This is a genomic window from Isoptericola halotolerans (genome assembly GCF_013149785.1).
Classification (GTDB): domain Bacteria; phylum Actinomycetota; class Actinomycetes; order Actinomycetales; family Cellulomonadaceae; genus Isoptericola; species Isoptericola halotolerans.
Genome location: NZ_JABEZU010000001.1, coordinates 495253 through 510222 on the forward strand (window position 1 = coordinate 495253; position 14970 = coordinate 510222).

The 14970-nt window shown below is 74.9% G+C and carries 15 protein-coding genes and 2 pseudogenes; 11 read left to right on the forward strand and 6 right to left on the reverse strand.

Translation table 11 applies throughout. The annotated features are described in order from the left end of the window. Positions 1-82 precede the first annotated feature (82 nt). The 7 genes and pseudogenes from HDG69_RS02455 to HDG69_RS02485 form a co-directional block, all read left to right on the forward strand. Positions 83-916, forward strand: coding sequence for a CpaE-like family protein (locus tag HDG69_RS02455; RefSeq protein ID WP_246255953.1), 834 nt, complete (start codon positions 83-85; stop codon positions 914-916). A gap of 20 nt (positions 917-936) precedes the next feature. Beyond that, entirely contained in the window at positions 937-2118 is a 1182-nt protein-coding gene (locus HDG69_RS02460; protein WP_171783131.1) for a TadA family conjugal transfer-associated ATPase, read from the forward strand. Further along, entirely contained in the window at positions 2103-2768 is a 666-nt protein-coding gene (locus HDG69_RS02465) for a hypothetical protein (protein ID WP_343036217.1), read from the forward strand. Before HDG69_RS02460 ends, HDG69_RS02465 begins: the two co-directional genes overlap by 16 nt. Continuing rightward, on the forward strand, positions 2765-3391 hold the full coding sequence (locus tag HDG69_RS02470; RefSeq protein WP_246255956.1) for a type II secretion system F family protein: 627 nt from the start codon (positions 2765-2767) through the stop codon (positions 3389-3391). The genes HDG69_RS02465 and HDG69_RS02470 overlap by 4 nt, the downstream gene beginning before the upstream one ends. 100 nt (positions 3392-3491) lie before the next feature. Continuing rightward, positions 3492-3701 (forward strand): DUF4244 domain-containing protein, encoded by a 210-nt coding sequence (locus tag HDG69_RS02475; protein ID WP_171782191.1) that lies wholly within the window; start codon positions 3492-3494, stop codon positions 3699-3701. Further along, the gene (locus HDG69_RS02480; RefSeq protein ID WP_171782192.1) at positions 3698-4048 is read left to right on the forward strand and encodes a TadE family type IV pilus minor pilin; all 351 of its coding nucleotides are present in this window, start codon (positions 3698-3700) and stop codon (positions 4046-4048) included. The genes HDG69_RS02475 and HDG69_RS02480 overlap by 4 nt, the downstream gene beginning before the upstream one ends. Next, positions 4045-4398: pseudogene (locus HDG69_RS02485) on the forward strand (Rv3654c family TadE-like protein); the annotation flags it as partial. The gene HDG69_RS02480 and the pseudogene HDG69_RS02485, both read left to right, overlap by 4 nt. Before the next feature lie 54 nt (positions 4399-4452). Here HDG69_RS02485 and HDG69_RS02490 read toward each other — a convergent pair. Both HDG69_RS02490 and HDG69_RS02495 read right to left on the reverse strand, forming a co-directional pair. Further along, positions 4453-5319, reverse strand: coding sequence for an HpcH/HpaI aldolase/citrate lyase family protein (locus tag HDG69_RS02490; RefSeq protein WP_425484004.1), 867 nt, complete (start codon positions 5317-5319; stop codon positions 4453-4455). Between the two features lie 16 nt (positions 5320-5335). Next, positions 5336-7909 (reverse strand): DEAD/DEAH box helicase, encoded by a 2574-nt coding sequence (locus HDG69_RS02495; RefSeq protein WP_343036218.1) that lies wholly within the window; start codon positions 7907-7909, stop codon positions 5336-5338. A 219-nt stretch (positions 7910-8128) separates the two neighbouring features. Here HDG69_RS02495 and HDG69_RS02500 point away from each other — a divergent pair, with 219 nt between their 5' ends. Both HDG69_RS02500 and HDG69_RS19285 read left to right on the forward strand, forming a co-directional pair. Next, positions 8129-9022, forward strand: coding sequence for an LPXTG cell wall anchor domain-containing protein (locus tag HDG69_RS02500; RefSeq protein ID WP_171782194.1), 894 nt, complete (start codon positions 8129-8131; stop codon positions 9020-9022). A gap of 217 nt (positions 9023-9239) precedes the next feature. Beyond that, entirely contained in the window at positions 9240-10046 is an 807-nt protein-coding gene (locus HDG69_RS19285) for a transglycosylase family protein (protein WP_216645135.1), read from the forward strand. A 20-nt stretch (positions 10047-10066) separates the two neighbouring features. On the opposite strand, the gene HDG69_RS02510 is transcribed toward HDG69_RS19285, so the two are convergent. Next, positions 10067-11389: a M18 family aminopeptidase gene (locus HDG69_RS02510; RefSeq protein WP_171782195.1), complete on the reverse strand. Its 1323-nt coding sequence runs from the start codon at positions 11387-11389 to the stop codon at positions 10067-10069. A 152-nt stretch (positions 11390-11541) separates the two neighbouring features. On the opposite strand from HDG69_RS02510, the pseudogene HDG69_RS19290 reads away from it, so the two are divergent. Further along, positions 11542-11682, forward strand: a pseudogene (locus HDG69_RS19290) (DUF4184 family protein); the annotation flags it as partial. Next, the gene (locus HDG69_RS19295; protein ID WP_171782196.1) at positions 11673-12008 is read left to right on the forward strand and encodes a DUF4184 family protein; all 336 of its coding nucleotides are present in this window, start codon (positions 11673-11675) and stop codon (positions 12006-12008) included. The pseudogene HDG69_RS19290 and the gene HDG69_RS19295, both read left to right, overlap by 10 nt. 11 nt (positions 12009-12019) lie before the next feature. On the opposite strand, the gene HDG69_RS02525 is transcribed toward HDG69_RS19295, so the two are convergent. Genes HDG69_RS02525 through HDG69_RS02535 form a run of 3 tightly spaced genes read right to left on the reverse strand, consistent with a single transcriptional unit; the run spans position 12020 to position 14963 of the window. Beyond that, positions 12020-12982: a TRC40/GET3/ArsA family transport-energizing ATPase gene (locus HDG69_RS02525; protein ID WP_171782197.1), complete on the reverse strand. Its 963-nt coding sequence runs from the start codon at positions 12980-12982 to the stop codon at positions 12020-12022. Then, a complete protein-coding gene (locus HDG69_RS02530; protein WP_171782198.1) occupies positions 12973-13239 on the reverse strand; it encodes a cory-CC-star protein in 267 nt (88 codons plus the stop codon). The genes HDG69_RS02525 and HDG69_RS02530 overlap by 10 nt, the downstream gene beginning before the upstream one ends. After that, positions 13239-14963 carry a carbon starvation CstA family protein gene (locus tag HDG69_RS02535; RefSeq protein WP_171782199.1) on the reverse strand — a complete coding sequence of 575 codons (1725 nt, stop codon included), beginning with the start codon at positions 14961-14963 and terminating at the stop codon, positions 13239-13241. Before HDG69_RS02535 ends, HDG69_RS02530 begins: the two co-directional genes overlap by 1 nt. Positions 14964-14970: the final 7 nt, after the last annotated feature.

The following is a 14970-nucleotide window of genomic DNA, read 5'->3' on the forward strand; positions in this document are numbered from 1 at the left end:
CGCCACCCCCAACCGGCGCCGCTGCACAGCCGCGCCCACCGTCGGCGCGCGGTGGGGCCGCCGCACCCCAGGATCGGGCGCCATGAGCACAGCCCACCCCACGACGGCGACACCCCGAGCGGTGCACCCCCCTGCCCCGGAGCCCCGCCCCACGACGACGCCGTCCGGCGCCGTCCGGATGGTCGCCGTCCTCGGTGCCCGTGGTGGTGCCGGCACCAGCCTGCTGGCCGCCGCGCTCGCCCGTGCCCTGCGGCGCCGCTCCGGTGCCGCGGCCCTGGTCGACCTGGACGTGCCCGGAGGAGGGCTGGACGTGCTGCTCGGGATCGAGGACGTGCGCGGTGCCCGCTGGCCCGACCTCACCCACGCCCGAGGGGCGCTCGACGGCGACGGCCTGGTGGCCGCCCTGCCTCGCTGGGGAGCCGTACCGGTGCTGTCCGGGACCCGCAGCGCCGACGGGCAGCGCGCCCCCGACCACGGCGTCGTCCTCGACGTGACCACCGCGCTGCTGCGGTCGGGCCACCCCGTGGTCCTCGACGTGCCGCGTCCGAGCGCGTGGCGCGAGGCGACCCGTGCCCTGGTCTCGGCCGCCGACGCGGTGGTGCTCGTGGTCCCGCTCACCGCCCCCTCCGTGGCCGGGGCCGTCGCGAGCACGGCACTCCTCGACGAGCTCGGTGCGGGGCCCGTGCACGTCGTGCCCCGTCGCCCCGCCCCCGGTCGCGTCGACACCGCCGGTCTCGAGGTGGCCCTCGCGCGGCCCGTGGCGGCCACCCTCGGCTGGGACGGCCGCCTCGCGGCCGCCGTGGAACGTGGAGACGGGCCGCGCGTCGGCCGACGCAGCCCGCTCGGGACCACCGCCGCGCGGTTGGTGGAGCTGCTCGACCGCCGTCCGGTCGCCACGACGGGGACCGGCACGTGAGCACCGCCGCAGGTCCCCTGATGCCCGGCCACCGCGCACCCCTCGGCCCCGGGCTCCTGGCCGAGCTGCGGACCCGGCTCGGCGGCACCGCCGGCGGTGGCACCCCGCCCGACGACGCCGCGGTCGCCGAGGCGCTCCGTGCCAGCGGTCGGGTGCTCGGTTCCGAGGCGCTGGCCGACCTCACCCGCGAAGCCCGCGCGGAGCTGTCAGGTGCCGGCCCGCTGCAGCCGCTCCTCGAGGAACCCGGGGTCACGGACGTGCTCGTCAACGGACCGGACGACGTCTGGGTCGACCGCGGTGACGGGCTGCGGCGCAGCGACGTCGGGCTGCCCGATGCCGCGTCCGTCCGGGCGCTCGCGGTCCGCATGGCCGCCGTCGCGGGAGCCCGGCTCGACGACGCCAGCCCGGTGGTGGACGCGCGCCTGCCCGACGGCACCCGCCTGCACGCCGCCGTCGAACCCGTCGCACCGGCCGGCGCCGTGATCGCGTTGCGAGTGCTGCGTCAGGCCGTGCTCGACCTGTCGGCCCTCGTCGCCGGCGGCGGGGTGCCGACCGCCTGGGAGCCGCTGCTGCACGACCTGGTCCGACATCGCGCCAACCTGCTCGTCACCGGCGGCACCGGCACCGGCAAGACGACGCTGCTCGCGGCGCTCCTCGGGCTCGTCCCGCCGGACGAACGGCTGCTCACCGTCGAGGAGGCCCGCGAGCTCGCACCCCTCCACCCGCACGTGGTGGCGCTCGCGGCCCGCCGGCCCAACGTCGAGGGCGTCGGGGAGGTCACGCTGACCGATCTCGTCCGCGGTGCGCTGCGGATGCGCCCCGACCGGATCGTGCTCGGGGAGTGCCGCGGCGCCGAGGTCCGGGAGCTGCTGCTCGCCCTCAACACCGGGCACGACGGCGGGATGGCCACCGTGCACGCCAACGCGGCCGAGCACGTCCCGGCACGCCTGGAGGCGCTCGCCGCCCTCGCCGGGATGCCCCGGCCCGCCGTCGCCGCGCAGGCGGCCGCTGCGCTCGACGTGGTGCTGCACCTGCGCCGCCGTGGTGGTTCCCGCTACCTGGCACAGGTCGCCGTCGTCGGTCTGGGCGGCCCGGGCGACCTGGCGGTGCGGCCGGTTGCCTCGTGGGACGGTCCCGGCTCGGGGCAGCCCCGCACGTCGGACGGCTGGGACCTGCTGCTCGAGCGGTGGTCGACGTGCTGACGCCGGTGGTGCTGGCCGTGTCCTGCGCGGTGTGGTGCGTCGTCGTCCCCGGTGGCCGACGGGCGAGCGCGCTCGCCGCCGACGGCGGACGGCCCGGCCGACGGGGCATGACGGCGTTCCTGCGAGCGCTACGTCCTCGCGAGCCCCGGCCCGACCAGGTCCGCGTCGCCGTCGCACAGGTCGGGGCGATGCTCCGTTCCGGTGCCGCGCCGGCCACGGCCTGGTCCCGGGCGCTCGGGGTGCCCGTCGACGCCGAGGGCATCCCCGAGGCCGACGCGCTGGCGCGGGCCGTGGGCGGCGCCCGTCCGGCAGCGGCAGTGATCGCGGCAGCCCGGCTCGCCCGCGAGGTGGGCGCACCCCTCGGCCGGGTCCTGGAGGCGGTCGGGGACGCGCTGGTCGCGCAGGCGGAGGCGGACGCCGAGCAGGAGGCGTCGCTCGCCGGTCCGCAGACGACCGCGCGGGTCCTGCTCTGGCTGCCCGTCCTCGGGGCGGTGCTCGGCACGGTCCTCGGTGCGGATCCTGTCGCGACCGCGACCGACGGAGGGGCCGGCACGGCCGCCGTGCTGCTCGGTGTGCTGGCGCTCCTGGCCGGGCGCACGTGGACCCGCCGGCTCGTGGACGTGGCTCGCGCGGCGGGACAGGCTCGATGAGCGTCCTGGCGGTCGGGCTGGTGGTCGCCCTGCTCGCGCTCGCCGGCACCGCGCCGTGGCGCTGTGCACAGAGTGCCGCGAGCCGCCGACTGCCCGCGCTCGGCTCGGCCCGGGACCTGTCCGGTGCCGCCTCGGTGCCCGAGCCCGCACCACCGGGCGTCGAGGTCTCCTGCCTCCTGGAGCTGGTGGCGGCGGCCGTCCGTTCCGGCGCGGGAGTGCCTCGGGCGCTGACCGCCGTCGGTGCCGCCGTCGGAGGGCCGGACGGACGGGCCTTGGCTCGGGCCGCCGCCGGGCTGAGGCTCGGTGCGGGGTGGGACGCCGCCTGGGCGGCGGCCGGCGAGGACGGTGGTGGTCCGTCCGGTGAGCCCGGCTGCCCTCCCCGGCTCGACGTGCTGCGTCGTGCGCTGCGTGGCGCGTGGGAGGACGGCGCGGCTCCCGGTGAGGCGCTGCGGGCCGCCGCGGCGGAGCACCGGCACGAGCGCCGGGCCGCCGCCCGGACCGCGGCCGCCCGCCTGGCCGTCCGTCTCGTGCTGCCGTTGGGGACGTGCTACCTGCCGGCCTTCGTGCTCGTCGGGCTCGTGCCCGTGCTGCTCGCGCTCGGTGTGGACCTGTTGTCCGGCTGAGCGTGCCCGTCCGGGCCGGTCGGCGCGGACGGACTCCCCCGGGACCAGCCGGTCGCGGGGCCACGAACCGGGCAGGAGCCCGGAGGAGAGAGGAACGACCATGACCGTCCGAACGAGGCCCGCGAGCACCGTCGTGGACCGGCCGAGCGGCACCCCGGACCACGACCCCGAGGCCGGGCTCGCCACCGCCGAGTACGCGATCGCGACGATCGCCGCCGTCGGGTTCGCCGGCCTGCTGATCCTGGTGCTCCAGAGCGACACCGTGCGCGGGATGCTCGAGTCGATCATCGGCTCGGCGCTGTCGGTATGAGACGCCGCGGCCGGGCGGAGCGCGGGTCGGTGACGGCGGAGCTCGCCGTCGGCATGCCGGTGGTCGTCCTGCTCCTGGTCGCGGTGCTCACGCTCGCGGCCGCGTCCACCGCGCAGATGCGCGCGGCGGACGCGGCCCGGGCGGGCGCCCGGCAGGTCGCCGTGGGGGAGGACCCTGCCGTCGTGCGGTCCGTCGCCACCCGGGTGGCGGGTCAGGGCGCCGACGTCACCGTGACGCAGGACGGTGAGTGGGTGCGGGTCGTGGTCACCCGCCCGGTCGTGGGCGGGTGGTTCGCCCCAGGCCCGCTCCGCGCCACCGGAGAGGCCGTGGCCTGGGTGGAACCATGACCGGTCGGTGCGACACCTTCGGCGAGGACGAGCGGGGGGCGGGGACCGTGCTCGTCCTCGGGCTGGCGGCCGTGGTCGTGGTCCTGTGCGTGGCGCTCGCGGCGCTCGGCGCCGCCCAGCAGGCACGGTCGGTCGCCCGGTCGGCCGCGGACCTGGGGGCCCTCGCGGGAGCCACCGCGCTGCGGTGGGGTCACGACCCGTGCTCGACGGCGACGGAGGCGGTGGGACGTCACGGGGCGCACGTGGTGTCCTGCGAGGTCCGGCACGGCGGGGTCGTGGGGGTCACCGTGGCCCGGTCCGCCGTCGGGCCGGCCTCGTGGTCGAGGCTCGGCACCGCGGAGGCGACCGCGTGGGCCGGTCCCCGGCCCGCGGCGCACGCCTCGCCGGGGTTCGACGTCGGACGATCAGCTCGGTTCGATGCCGAACAGCTCGGCGCGCTGGTTGATGAGGCGGGCGCGCGCCAACCGGGGCTTGTCCGAGCCGTCGCGGATGACCGACCCGGAGGCCTCGAACTCCGCGAGGAAGTCGATCGCCCACGCGACGTCGGCCGGCGCGGGGGAGAGGACCTCGTTGACCACGGCGGGCTGCTCCAGGTCCAGGCAGAGCCGTCCGGTCATGCCCATCGCGACGGCGTCGCCCGACTGCTCGCGCAGCAGTGGGTGGCTGGAGCCCACCGTGGGGCCGTCCACCGGGCCGGGGAGCCCCCCGATGCGGCTCGCCGTGACGAGCCGGGAGCGGGGATAGGCCATCGCCAGCGGCTCGTTGGCGGCGCCGGTGTCACGGCGGTAGTCGCCCGAGCCGAAGGCGAGCCGGAACGACCCCGGGGTGCGGGCGATGCTCACGGCGTCCTCGATGCCCAGCGCCGACTCCACGAGGGGCATGACGGGGACGTGACCGCCCAGTCGTTGCGCGGTGTCCACCACCTGGTCGGGGCTCTCGGTCTTGGCCAGCATGACGCCGCACAGGCCCTCGACGTCCCGGAAGGCGCGCACGTCGTCGGACCAGGCGTCCGACCCGCGTTCGTTGATCCGCACCCACGCGCGCCCCCCGTCGGCGAACCAGCCCAGGACCCCGTCGCGCGCCTCGTCCTTGCGCGACTCGTCCACGGCGTCCTCGCAGTCCAGCACGAGCTGGTCGGCGCGGGAGAGCTGCGCGGCGTCGAAGTCCTGCGTGCGCAGGGCGTTGAGCAGCAGCCAGGAGCGAGCGTTGGCGGCGTCCACCCGCCGCGACTCGCGGTGGTGGCGGAGGGCGGTCAGGTCGTCGGTGGTCACGCGACGATCGTAGGCGCTACGGCCGGGCGGGCACGGTCGGGACCGGCTCCGTCGCCTGGTCGCTGCCGGGGGCGTGCCGCAGCAGGGCGTCCAGCACGCGCACGGAGGCGGCCTTGTCCAGCGGCGAGTTGTCGTTGCCGCACTTGGGCGACTGGACGCAGGCGGGGCACCCGGCGGCGCAGGGGCAGGCGGCGACGGCGTCCCGCGTGGCGCGGACCCACCGTTCGGCGAGCTCGAAGCCCCGTTCGGCGAAGCCGGCACCACCGGGATAGGCGTCGTAGACGAAGACGGTCGCCTCGCCGGTGTCCGGGTGCTGCGCCGTCGAGACCCCGCCGAGGTCCCACCGGTCGCAGGTGGCGAGCAGCGGCAGCAGGCCGATGGCGGCGTGCTCCGCCGCGTGCAGCGCGCCGGGGGTCGCGTCGTCGTCGACGCCGGCGGCGCGCAGCACGTGGTCGGGCACGGACCACCACACGGCCGTGGTGCCGAGGGTGCGTGACGGCAGATCGAGCGCCTCGGTGTCGAGCACCTGCATGTCCGGGATGCGACGCCGCTGGAAGCTGACGACCTGGCTCGTCACCTCCACCGGGCCGAGTCCCCAGGTGATCGGGCCCCACGCGCGCTGCTGCGGGGGCCGGGAGCCCTCCGGGGCGGGGTGGTCCGGGTCGCCGGGCTCTTCGAGGGAGATCTCCATGACGTCGCGCGACCAGGTCGCATGGTCGACGTCGCGGCGTGCCACGAGTGCCACGTGGTCGGTGAGGTCGAGGTGGTCGACCACGTAGGTGGCGCCCTGGTGGACGTACACCGCGCCGTCGTGCACCTGGCCGTCGGCGGACGAGGCGTCGACCGTGCCGAGCAGACGGCCCGTCGTCGCCTCGACGACGCGGACCGGTTGCCCGCCGGCGCCGCGGAGGTCGGCCATGGCGGCGGCGGGCTGCGCGTGCGTCCAGTACCAGCCGGAGGGTCGACGTCGCAGCAGGCCGCGGGCGACGAGGACGCCGAGGACCTCCCGCACCCGGTCGGGCTCCCCGAACCGTGCCAGCTCCTCGGCGCGGACGGGTACCTCCTGGGCGGCGGCGCAGAGCTGGGGGGCGAGCACGTACGGGTTGCCGGGGTCGAACACGGTGGCTTCCAGGGGCGCGTCGAACACCGCCTCGGGGTGGGTGACCAGGTAGGTGTCCAGCGGGTCCTCCCGGGCGACGAACGCCACGAGCCCGTCGGCACCGGCTCGCCCTGCCCGGCCGGCCTGCTGCCACAGGGACATGCGGGTGCCGGGCCAGCCGGCCACGAGCACGGCGTCGAGCCCCGAGATGTCGACGCCGAGCTCCAGGGCGTTCGTCGTGGCGAGGCCGAGCAGCTCCCCGGTGCGGAGCGCCCGCTCGAGCTCGCGCCGTTCCTCGGGCAGGTAGCCGCCCCGGTACGCCGCCACCCGCGCGGCGAGCTCGGTGGAGACGGGCCGAAGATGGTCGCGGACCTGCTGGGCCACGGACTCCGCACCGCGACGGGACCGCGTGAAGGCCAGCGTCCGGGCGCCGTGCGCGGCGAGGTCGGCGAGGAGGTCGGCGACCTCGGCGGTCGCGGACCGGCGCGGGTGCTCGGCCTTCCCCTCGGTGGTGAGCACGGCGTCGGACTCGTTCGCCGCGGGATCGAGGGGGTCGGGGAGCGTCCAGGGGTCGGAGGCGTCGTCCGCTGCGCCGTCCGAGCGCTCGAACGCCGGGCCGGTGATCTCGGGTGGCTGCCACAGGACGACGGTGCGCCGGCCGGCGGGCGAGCCGTCGTCGCGGACCTCGGTGACGGCGTCGGGGACGGTGCCGAGCAACCGTGCCACGCTCACGGCGGGCTCTGCCGTGGTCGCGCTCGCGACGACGAACGTCGGGGCGGTGCCGCCGTAGTGCTCGGCCAGCCGGGCCAGACGGCGCAGCACGAGGGCGACGTGCGCCCCGAAGACCCCGCGGTAGGCGTGCCCCTCGTCGACGACGACGTACCGCAGGCCGCGCAGCAGCCGTGACCACCTGCGGTGACCGGGCAGCAGCGCGAAGTGCAGGAAGTCGGGGTTGGTGAGCACGACGTCGGCGTGGTCCTGCACCCAGCGACGCTCGTCGGGCGGCGTGTCACCGTCGCAGGTCGTCGCCCGGACGTCTCGGGTCCCGGCGGCGTCGAGGAGCCGGCTCAGGGCGGCGAGCTGGTCCGCGGCCAGCGCCTTGGTGGGGGACAGGTACAGGACCGTGCCGGGCCGGGAGGAGGACTCGATGCGGTGGCGGTCGTCCTGCGAGGCGGCACGCGTGGCGCGTACCGCGGTCAGCGCCGGCAACCAGAAGGCCAGGGACTTCCCGGATCCTGTCGAGCTCGCGAGGGCGACGTGCTCGCCGCGCCAGGCGGCGTCGGCGGCGGTGACCTGGTGGGTCCACGGGCGATCGACGCCGAGGGCGCGGTACCCGGCGACCAGGGGGTCGTCGGCCCAGGCGGGCCACTCGGCGTGCCGGGCGGGGCGCGCGGGGAACGTGCGGGAGTGGAGGAGGCGGTCGGCGCGGGAGCCTCGGGCGGTGAGCACGTCCAGCAGCGGGTGAGCGGCAGGCGCGGGGTCGGGTGCCACGCGGACAGTGTCGCACTGGTGCCCGCGTCGACTTTCACCCGAGCTTCTACCACAGGTGGGTGTTGCTCGCAGACCGAGGTCGCTATCATCGGTCATCGATCCATCAGCCCGGCATCGGTACCGTGTCATGACTTCACACACATAACGTGCATCCCAGGCGGTGGCACCGCTCTCACGGATCTGGCTGCCGGCCGGGCGCCATCTCGACGAAGGACCTCCATGCGCAAGCTCTCGACCACGGCGCTCGCCGCCGCTCTCGTCCTCACCCCGGCATCGCTGGCCTGGGCAGGCGGGTCGGACGCACCGACGCCGTACGACGTGACGGCGGAGGGCATCCGGCTGCACCACGGCACGTTCGAGGACAACGATCACGTCAACGTCACCGGGACGTTCGGCACGGTGAACCTCCACCTGGAGAGCAAGTACCAGGACCGCGACCACGCAGAGTGGCGGAACCTCCCGTTCGACCCGGAGAACCCCCAGGGCAAGTACATCGGGAAGTCCTTCGTGCCGTGGAGCGCGTTGACCGACGCCGAGGACTTCTGCATCACCTGGGTCCAGGTGCACGGCGTGAACCAGCACTTCGGAGAGGGCGGGCAGGAACCCGTCTGCACCGGCTCGCCGTCCGAGACCTCGGACGACGCGGACGAAGGCGAGACCCCGGACGAGACCGAGACCCCGGACGAGACCCAGGGACCTGACGAGACGGACGAGACCGAGCCCCCGGCCGAGACCCCGGGCGACTCCGACGAGACCCCGGACGAGACGGACGAGACCGAGGGCTCGGAGGGGTCCGAGGAGACCCCCGGCGGCACCGAGCCCCCGGCCGAGACCCCGGTGGACCGGGAGACCGTGCCGTCCGAGGCCACCGAGACCGAGGACACCGACTCGACCATCGGCCGTCCCCAGCAGGTCGTGGACATCTCCGCGGACGACGACGCCGCGGCGGACACCGCGGAGGCCGAGGAGGTGCGGGCCCAGACGACCGCCGAGGAGCTCCCGCAGACCGGTGCGACCGTCACCGGCATCCTGCTGGCCGCCGGTGCCCTCGTGGCAGGTGGCGCGGGCTTCCTGCTCGTGCGTCGCCGTCGGGCCGCGCTGCAGCAGGCCTGACCGGTCGACCTCACCGTCGGGCGCCCGGCAGGGGTGCCCGACGGCGGGGACGGACGACATGTCCCGGATCGCCCGGCGCTGGGCCGGATGCGCGGTCCGGGCGGTGCAGGAGGCTCGTCCCTGATTGCGCCATCGAGTTGCGGTCCCGCGGTGAAGGTCTTGCGAGGAGTCGCCGGACGAGGCCGTGATCTGATCGTGACCATCGTTCCCTGGTGTCATGCCCCTCACCAGATCTCGGCGGCTCGTTGCTGCCCTCGCGGCGGCCACGGCGGTCACGCTCGCCCCGCTGACGGTCGCCCCTGCGCAGGCCGCCCCTGCCGCCCCCGCGGCGGCGAACGCTCCTTCCTCGGCGAGCCCCGCCGTCGGAGGTCTCGCGACCGCCCCGCAGCGCGCCGTGCGCTGGGTGAAGGTCGACCGCGCCAGAGTCACGGTGAAGCGTGACCGGTCCAGCCGGACCGTCGCCCGTCCGGGTGCCGGCACACGGCTGGTGGTCCTGGACCGCAAGCCTCGGCTGCTCGAGGTGCGGCTGCCCGGTGGCAAGGTCGGCTGGGTCGGCAAGCGCGCGGTGACGTCCGTGCCGCTCCAGGGCACCAGCGGCAAGCGGTTCACCACGGGACGGGTGGCCGTCAGCCAGCACGTGCGGCCGGCGTCCCGCTCCGTGGAGCGCGCGGCGCTGGGCACGAAGGTCGTCAAGCTCGCCCGCACGACGGGCCGCGACGTCGACCGTGTCAAGGTCAGGCTGCCGAACGGGAAGTCGGGCTGGGTGTCCGAGAAGAAGCTCCGCAAGCGCGACGTGTGGGGTCAGCTCGCCCAGTGCGAGTCGGGCGGCCGGCCCCACATCGCCACGGGGAACGGCTACTACGGCATGTACCAGTTCACGGCCCGCACCTGGCGCTCCGTGGGCGGCAAGGGCCTGCCGCACCGGAACAGCGCGAAGGAGCAGACCGAGCGTGCGCAGATCCTGCAGGCCCGGGCCGGGTGGGGGCAGTGGCCGCACTGCTCGCGCAAGCTCGGTCTGCGCTGAGGGTCAGCCCGCGCCGAGGGTCAGTGCACCAGCACGGCGCTCATCGCACGCGTCAGGTACCAGGGGTCGACGACGGCGGTCAGCTCGCGTGCGGAGTGCATCGACAGGATGGGCACGCCCACGTCCACCACGCGGATGCCGAGCCGTGTCGCGGTGATCGGACCGATGGTGGAGCCGCAGGGGATCGCATTGTTCGAGACGAACTCCTGCGACGGCACGCCGGCCGCCTCGCAGGCCGCCTGCCACAGCGCCGCCCCGTGCGCGTCGGTCGAGTAGCGCTGGTTGGCGTTGATCTTGAGGATCGGACCGCCGCCGGCGTGCGGGTGGTTGGCGGGGTCGTGACGTTCCGGGTAGTTCGGGTGCACGGCGTGCCCGACGTCGGAGGAGACGCACAGCGAGGCGGCCAGGGCTCGACGGCGTTCCTCGCCCCGGGCCCCCAGTGCGCGTGAGACGCGACCCAGGACGTCGGCGAGGAACGGCCCGGCGGCGCCCGAGCGGGACTCCGACCCGATCTCCTCGTGGTCGAAGGCGGCCAGGACCGCGATGCCGGTCAGGTCCTCCGGCGCCGCGGAGAGCAATGCCGTCAGGGCGGCGTGCGTGGACAGCAGGTTGTCGAGCCGGCCGGACGCCCACAGGGATCGGCCCGTGCCGAACGCCCGGGGCGCCTGGGTGTCGGCGACCACCACGTCGTAGCCGAGGACGTCCTGCGCCGCGACGGTCGCTCCCTCGACGCGGGCTGCGAGTTCGGCCAGGACGTCGGCGTCGCTGACCTCGCCGAGCCCGAGCACCGGCTGGGTGTGCCGCTGCTTGTCGAGGGTCAGACCGTCGTTGACCGCGCGGTCCAGGTGGATCGCGAGCTGGGGGATGCGGGCGAACGGCCCGGTGCGCACCAGGTGCTCGGAACCGTCACGGGTGACGAGTCGCCCGGCGAGCTCGAGCTCGCGGTCGAGCCAGGAGTTGAGCAGGGGCCCGCCGTACACCTCGACGCCGGCCTGGACCCAGCCGTCGCGCCCGGTGGTCGGCTTCGGCTTGAGCTTGAAGCCGGGAGAGTCCGTGTGCGTGCCTAGCACGGTGAACGGCATGGTCGGACCGGCCGACGGCGGCACCACGAAGGCGATCGCCGAGCCGTCGCGCACGACGACGTAGCGGCCTGCGGGGACGACCTCCCACGCGTCGGTCTCGATCAGCCGGATGAACCCGGCCTCCTCGGCGCGACGGGCCACCTCCGCGGCGGCGTGGTAGGACGACGGCGAGGCGGTGACGAACGTGCCGAGGTCCTCGGTGTGCGTGCGGGCCGCGTCGGGGACCTGGGACAGGGCGGTGACGGGGGTGTGCTCCGGCATGGGGAGATCCTCGCACGGCAGGGCGACAGCACGGCCGGTCGGCTGGACGACCGGCCTGCCCCGGTGCCTCCTGATGCCACTAGTGTTCCGCCATGCCGTTCACGCCTGCCCACGCCGCCGCGGTCCTCCCGCTGGGGCGGACCGCCCTGCCGATGAGTGCGCTGGTCGCAGGCTCCGTGGCGCCCGACCTGCCGATGTTCCTCCCCGGACGGCCGGGCTACGAGGTCACCCACAGCCTGTGGGGCGTGGTGACGGTCGACGTCCTGGTGGCGATGGCGGCGCTGTGGCTCTGGTTCGGGCTCGTCCGGGACCCGTACGCCGACGTCGTGCCCTGGGTGCGCGACCGGGTCCCGGCGGCGACCTCGCTGACGCGGACTCGGCGACGCACCCGGGCCGGTGGATCGTCGAGCGCGTCGAGTGGCTGCAGACCCCGCATGCGGGGCTGCTCGGCTCGCAGTGGGCGCAGTACGTGTCGGGCGTGCTCGGCGTGGCGGTCCTGGTCGGCTACACGGTGTGGTGGCTCCGCCGCCGCCCGGTGACCCGACGAGAGCCGCGTGTGCGACACGCGACGACGTGGGCCCTGGCCGCGCCGGCCGTCCCGGTGGCCGGCACGCCCTGACGGCGTTGTCCTCAGAGGTGGGCGGCCAGCGACACCAGCGCCGCCTCGCCGACGGGTTCGGCGGCGAGCAGCGGCACCTCGTCCACGGGCAGGTGCCCGAGGTCGTCACGCAGGGTCAGCAGGTGCTGTGCCTCGGCGGCACGGCGCGCCGCCAGGAGCTCCCCGGCGTCGGCGGGGGACCGCTTGTTCACGACCAGCCCGCCGACGTCCACGCCGAGCTTCTCGAGCCGGCGGGCCAGCTCGACCGTCTCCAGCACGGGCAGCCGCTCGGCGGCGAGGACGACGACGAAGGTGCAGGCCTCGTGGTCGGTGAGGACCTCGCGCAGGCGGGCGAAGCGCTCGCGGCGCCGGGTCAGCACGGCCCGGATCTCCGCGTCCCGGCGGGCCGTGGCCTCGCCCCGCCCGCCGAGCATCTGGGCGGCGGCCCCGAGCCGGTCTGAGCGGTCGCGCCGGCGCAGCAGCCCGTCGGTCCAGGCACCCATGGTCTCCGGCAGGGACAGCAGCCGGGCGGTGTGCCCGGAGGGCGCGGTGTCGAGGACGACCAGGTCGTAGTCCGCCGTGCCGGTCTCCACGAGGTCGGCCACCCGCTCCAGGATCGCGGCCTCGTGCATCCCCGGGGCCTCGCGGGCCAGGTCCAGGTGCCGGTCGACCTCGCCGCCCAGGTGCTCCGGCATGAGACGTCGCAACGTGGCCCGGACCGCGGACAGGTGGGCCGCCGTCGTACGCTCCGGGTCCACCTCGACCCCGTCGAGGTAGCCCTCACCGGTGGCCGTGGCGAGCCGCACGACGTCGTCGCCCACGCTGCGCTGCCACAGGTGGCCGAGGTTGTGGGCGGGGTCGGTGGAGACCACCAGCACCCGTCGCCCCGCCCGGGCCTGGGCCAGGGCGACCGCCGAGGCGATCGAGGTCTTCCCGACGCCGCCCTTGCCACCGAGGAAGACGACGCGTCGCCGGGCGGCGAGGTCTAGCAGCACGAGACGTGCTCCAGCGGTGAGCGGTCCAGGCCCATCCGGGTGTGCCACTCGTGCACACGGTCGGCCACGAGCGGCAGCATCTCGACGGTGTAGTAGGAGGCGGGGTCGGGCACCCCGAGCGCCTCGGCGAGCACGACCAGGGTGAACAGGTCGTCCTCGTCGCGCCGGGCGCGAGCCATCGTGCGCCGGTAGGGCGCCTCGTAGAACTCACGCAGCCCGGCCGAGAGGGAAGCCAGGACGCTCGGGGTGCCGACCATCAGGAATCCTGCGAGGTGTCGGCCCCGGCTCCCACGGTCCCGCTGGGGACCGGCTCGTCCGTCTCGGGGTCGAAGGTGCCGCGGCGGGCCGCGTTCATCGCGGCGACCGCCTCCACCGCGACCCACAGCGACGCCACGAGGATGATGACGTCGAGTCCCAGCAGCAGCCAGTTCTGGTCGGACCAGAACGTGCCGAGCTGCACGATCAGGGCGTAGATCGACATCACCAGGACGAAGACCAGCGGGATGAGTACGGGCACCGGGTTGCGCTTCTTGCGCAGCAGGATGACGGCCACGACCGCCAGCGTGAGCGACGCCAGCAGCTGGTTCGTGGTCCCGAACAGCGGCCAGATGAGCAGACCGCCGTCGCCGTCGCCGCCGGAGCTGAAGACCAGCCCCATCGCGACGACGAGCACGATGACGGTACCGACGAGCTTGTTGACCCGGATGCCCGCCAGCTCGCCCGCCTCCTGGACGACGAACCGCTGCAGCCGCACACCGGTGTCCATCGTGGTGGCGGCGAACAGCACCGCCATGGTCGCCAGGATCGTCGCCGACAGCGAGGCGGGGATGCCCAGGCCGCTGTTGACGATCGCCGCACCGCCGTCGACGAACGCGCCCACCCCGTTGACGGCGAACGAGGAGTAGACCGCCTCCCAGTCCGCCAGGGTCCGGAAGCCCGCCGTGGTGGCGATGATCGCGCCCAGGGCCAGCATGCCCTCGCCCACCGCGCCGAAGTAGCCGACGAACCGGCCGTCGGTCTCCTTGTCGAGCTGCTTGGAGGAGGTGCCGGACGAGACCATGCCGTGGAAGCCGGAGATCGCGCCGCAGGCGATGGTGACGAAGAGCAGCGGGACCAGGCTCGGGGTGTCCGCGGGGACGTTCTCGTTGTAGGCGGGGGCCACGATCGTCGGGCTGGAGAACAGCACCGCGCCGTAGAGGATGCCCAGGCCGATGAAGAGCTGGACGCCGTTGATGTAGTCGCGCGGCTGCAGCAGCACCCAGACCGGCAGCAGCGAGGCGATGCCCGCGTAGAGGAACAGGGCCACGATCCAGAACGTGGCCGGGGACATGCCGAGGATCGGGTCGGGCAGGACCACCGGGAAGCGGTCGCCGACGAGGATGAGCGAGTACAGCGCGACGACGCCGATGACCGTCGTCACGAGCAGGTTGATCTTCCAGCGGTAGATCATCTGGCCGATGATCAGCGCCACCACGATCGCACCCCACACCGGGATGACGGACGACGGCGTCGCGATGAGCAGGTTCTTGATGACCACGGCGAAGGCCGCGATGACCATGAGCAGCAGCAGGAAGATCACGACGAGGAACAGCCCGCGGCCGCGTGCGCCGATGTAGCGGCCCGACAGCATGCCCATCGACCGGCCCTTGTTGCGTACCGAGGCCCACAGCGCGCCCATGTCGTGCATGCCCGCGAAGAAGACCGTGCCGAGCGTGACCCAGAGGAACGCCGGCACCCAGCCCCAGACGACCGCGATGGCGGGGCCGACGATCGGCGCCGCGCCGGCCACGGACGTGAAGTGGTGGCCCCACAGCACGAACTTGTTCGTCGGCACGTAGTCGACGCCGTCGCGCATCTCGTGGGACGGCGTGCGGAAGCCCTCGTCCAGCTTGTAGATGCGGTGGGCCAAGAACTTCGAGTAGAGGAAGTACCCGGCGAGGACCATCGCCAGGCCCACCACCATCAGCACCAAGGAGTTCACGTCGCGC

Excerpts from the sequence above, each read along its gene's own strand:
- HDG69_RS02455 (WP_246255953.1), top strand. The coding sequence starts at position 83 with ATGAGCACAGCCCACCCCACGACGGCGACACCCCGAGCGGTGCACCCC.
- HDG69_RS02460 (WP_171783131.1), top strand. The coding sequence starts at position 937 with ATGCCCGGCCACCGCGCACCCCTCGGCCCCGGGCTCCTGGCCGAGCTG.
- HDG69_RS02470 (WP_246255956.1), top strand. The coding sequence starts at position 2,765 with ATGAGCGTCCTGGCGGTCGGGCTGGTGGTCGCCCTGCTCGCGCTCGCC.
- HDG69_RS02475 (WP_171782191.1), top strand. The coding sequence starts at position 3,492 with ATGACCGTCCGAACGAGGCCCGCGAGCACCGTCGTGGACCGGCCGAGC.
- HDG69_RS02480 (WP_171782192.1), top strand. The coding sequence starts at position 3,698 with ATGAGACGCCGCGGCCGGGCGGAGCGCGGGTCGGTGACGGCGGAGCTC.
- HDG69_RS02500 (WP_171782194.1), top strand. The coding sequence starts at position 8,129 with ATGCGCAAGCTCTCGACCACGGCGCTCGCCGCCGCTCTCGTCCTCACC.
- HDG69_RS19285 (WP_216645135.1), top strand. The coding sequence starts at position 9,240 with ATGCCCCTCACCAGATCTCGGCGGCTCGTTGCTGCCCTCGCGGCGGCC.
- HDG69_RS02510 (WP_171782195.1), bottom strand. The coding sequence starts at position 11,389 with ATGCCGGAGCACACCCCCGTCACCGCCCTGTCCCAGGTCCCCGACGCG.
- HDG69_RS02530 (WP_171782198.1), bottom strand. The coding sequence starts at position 13,239 with ATGGTCGGCACCCCGAGCGTCCTGGCTTCCCTCTCGGCCGGGCTGCGT.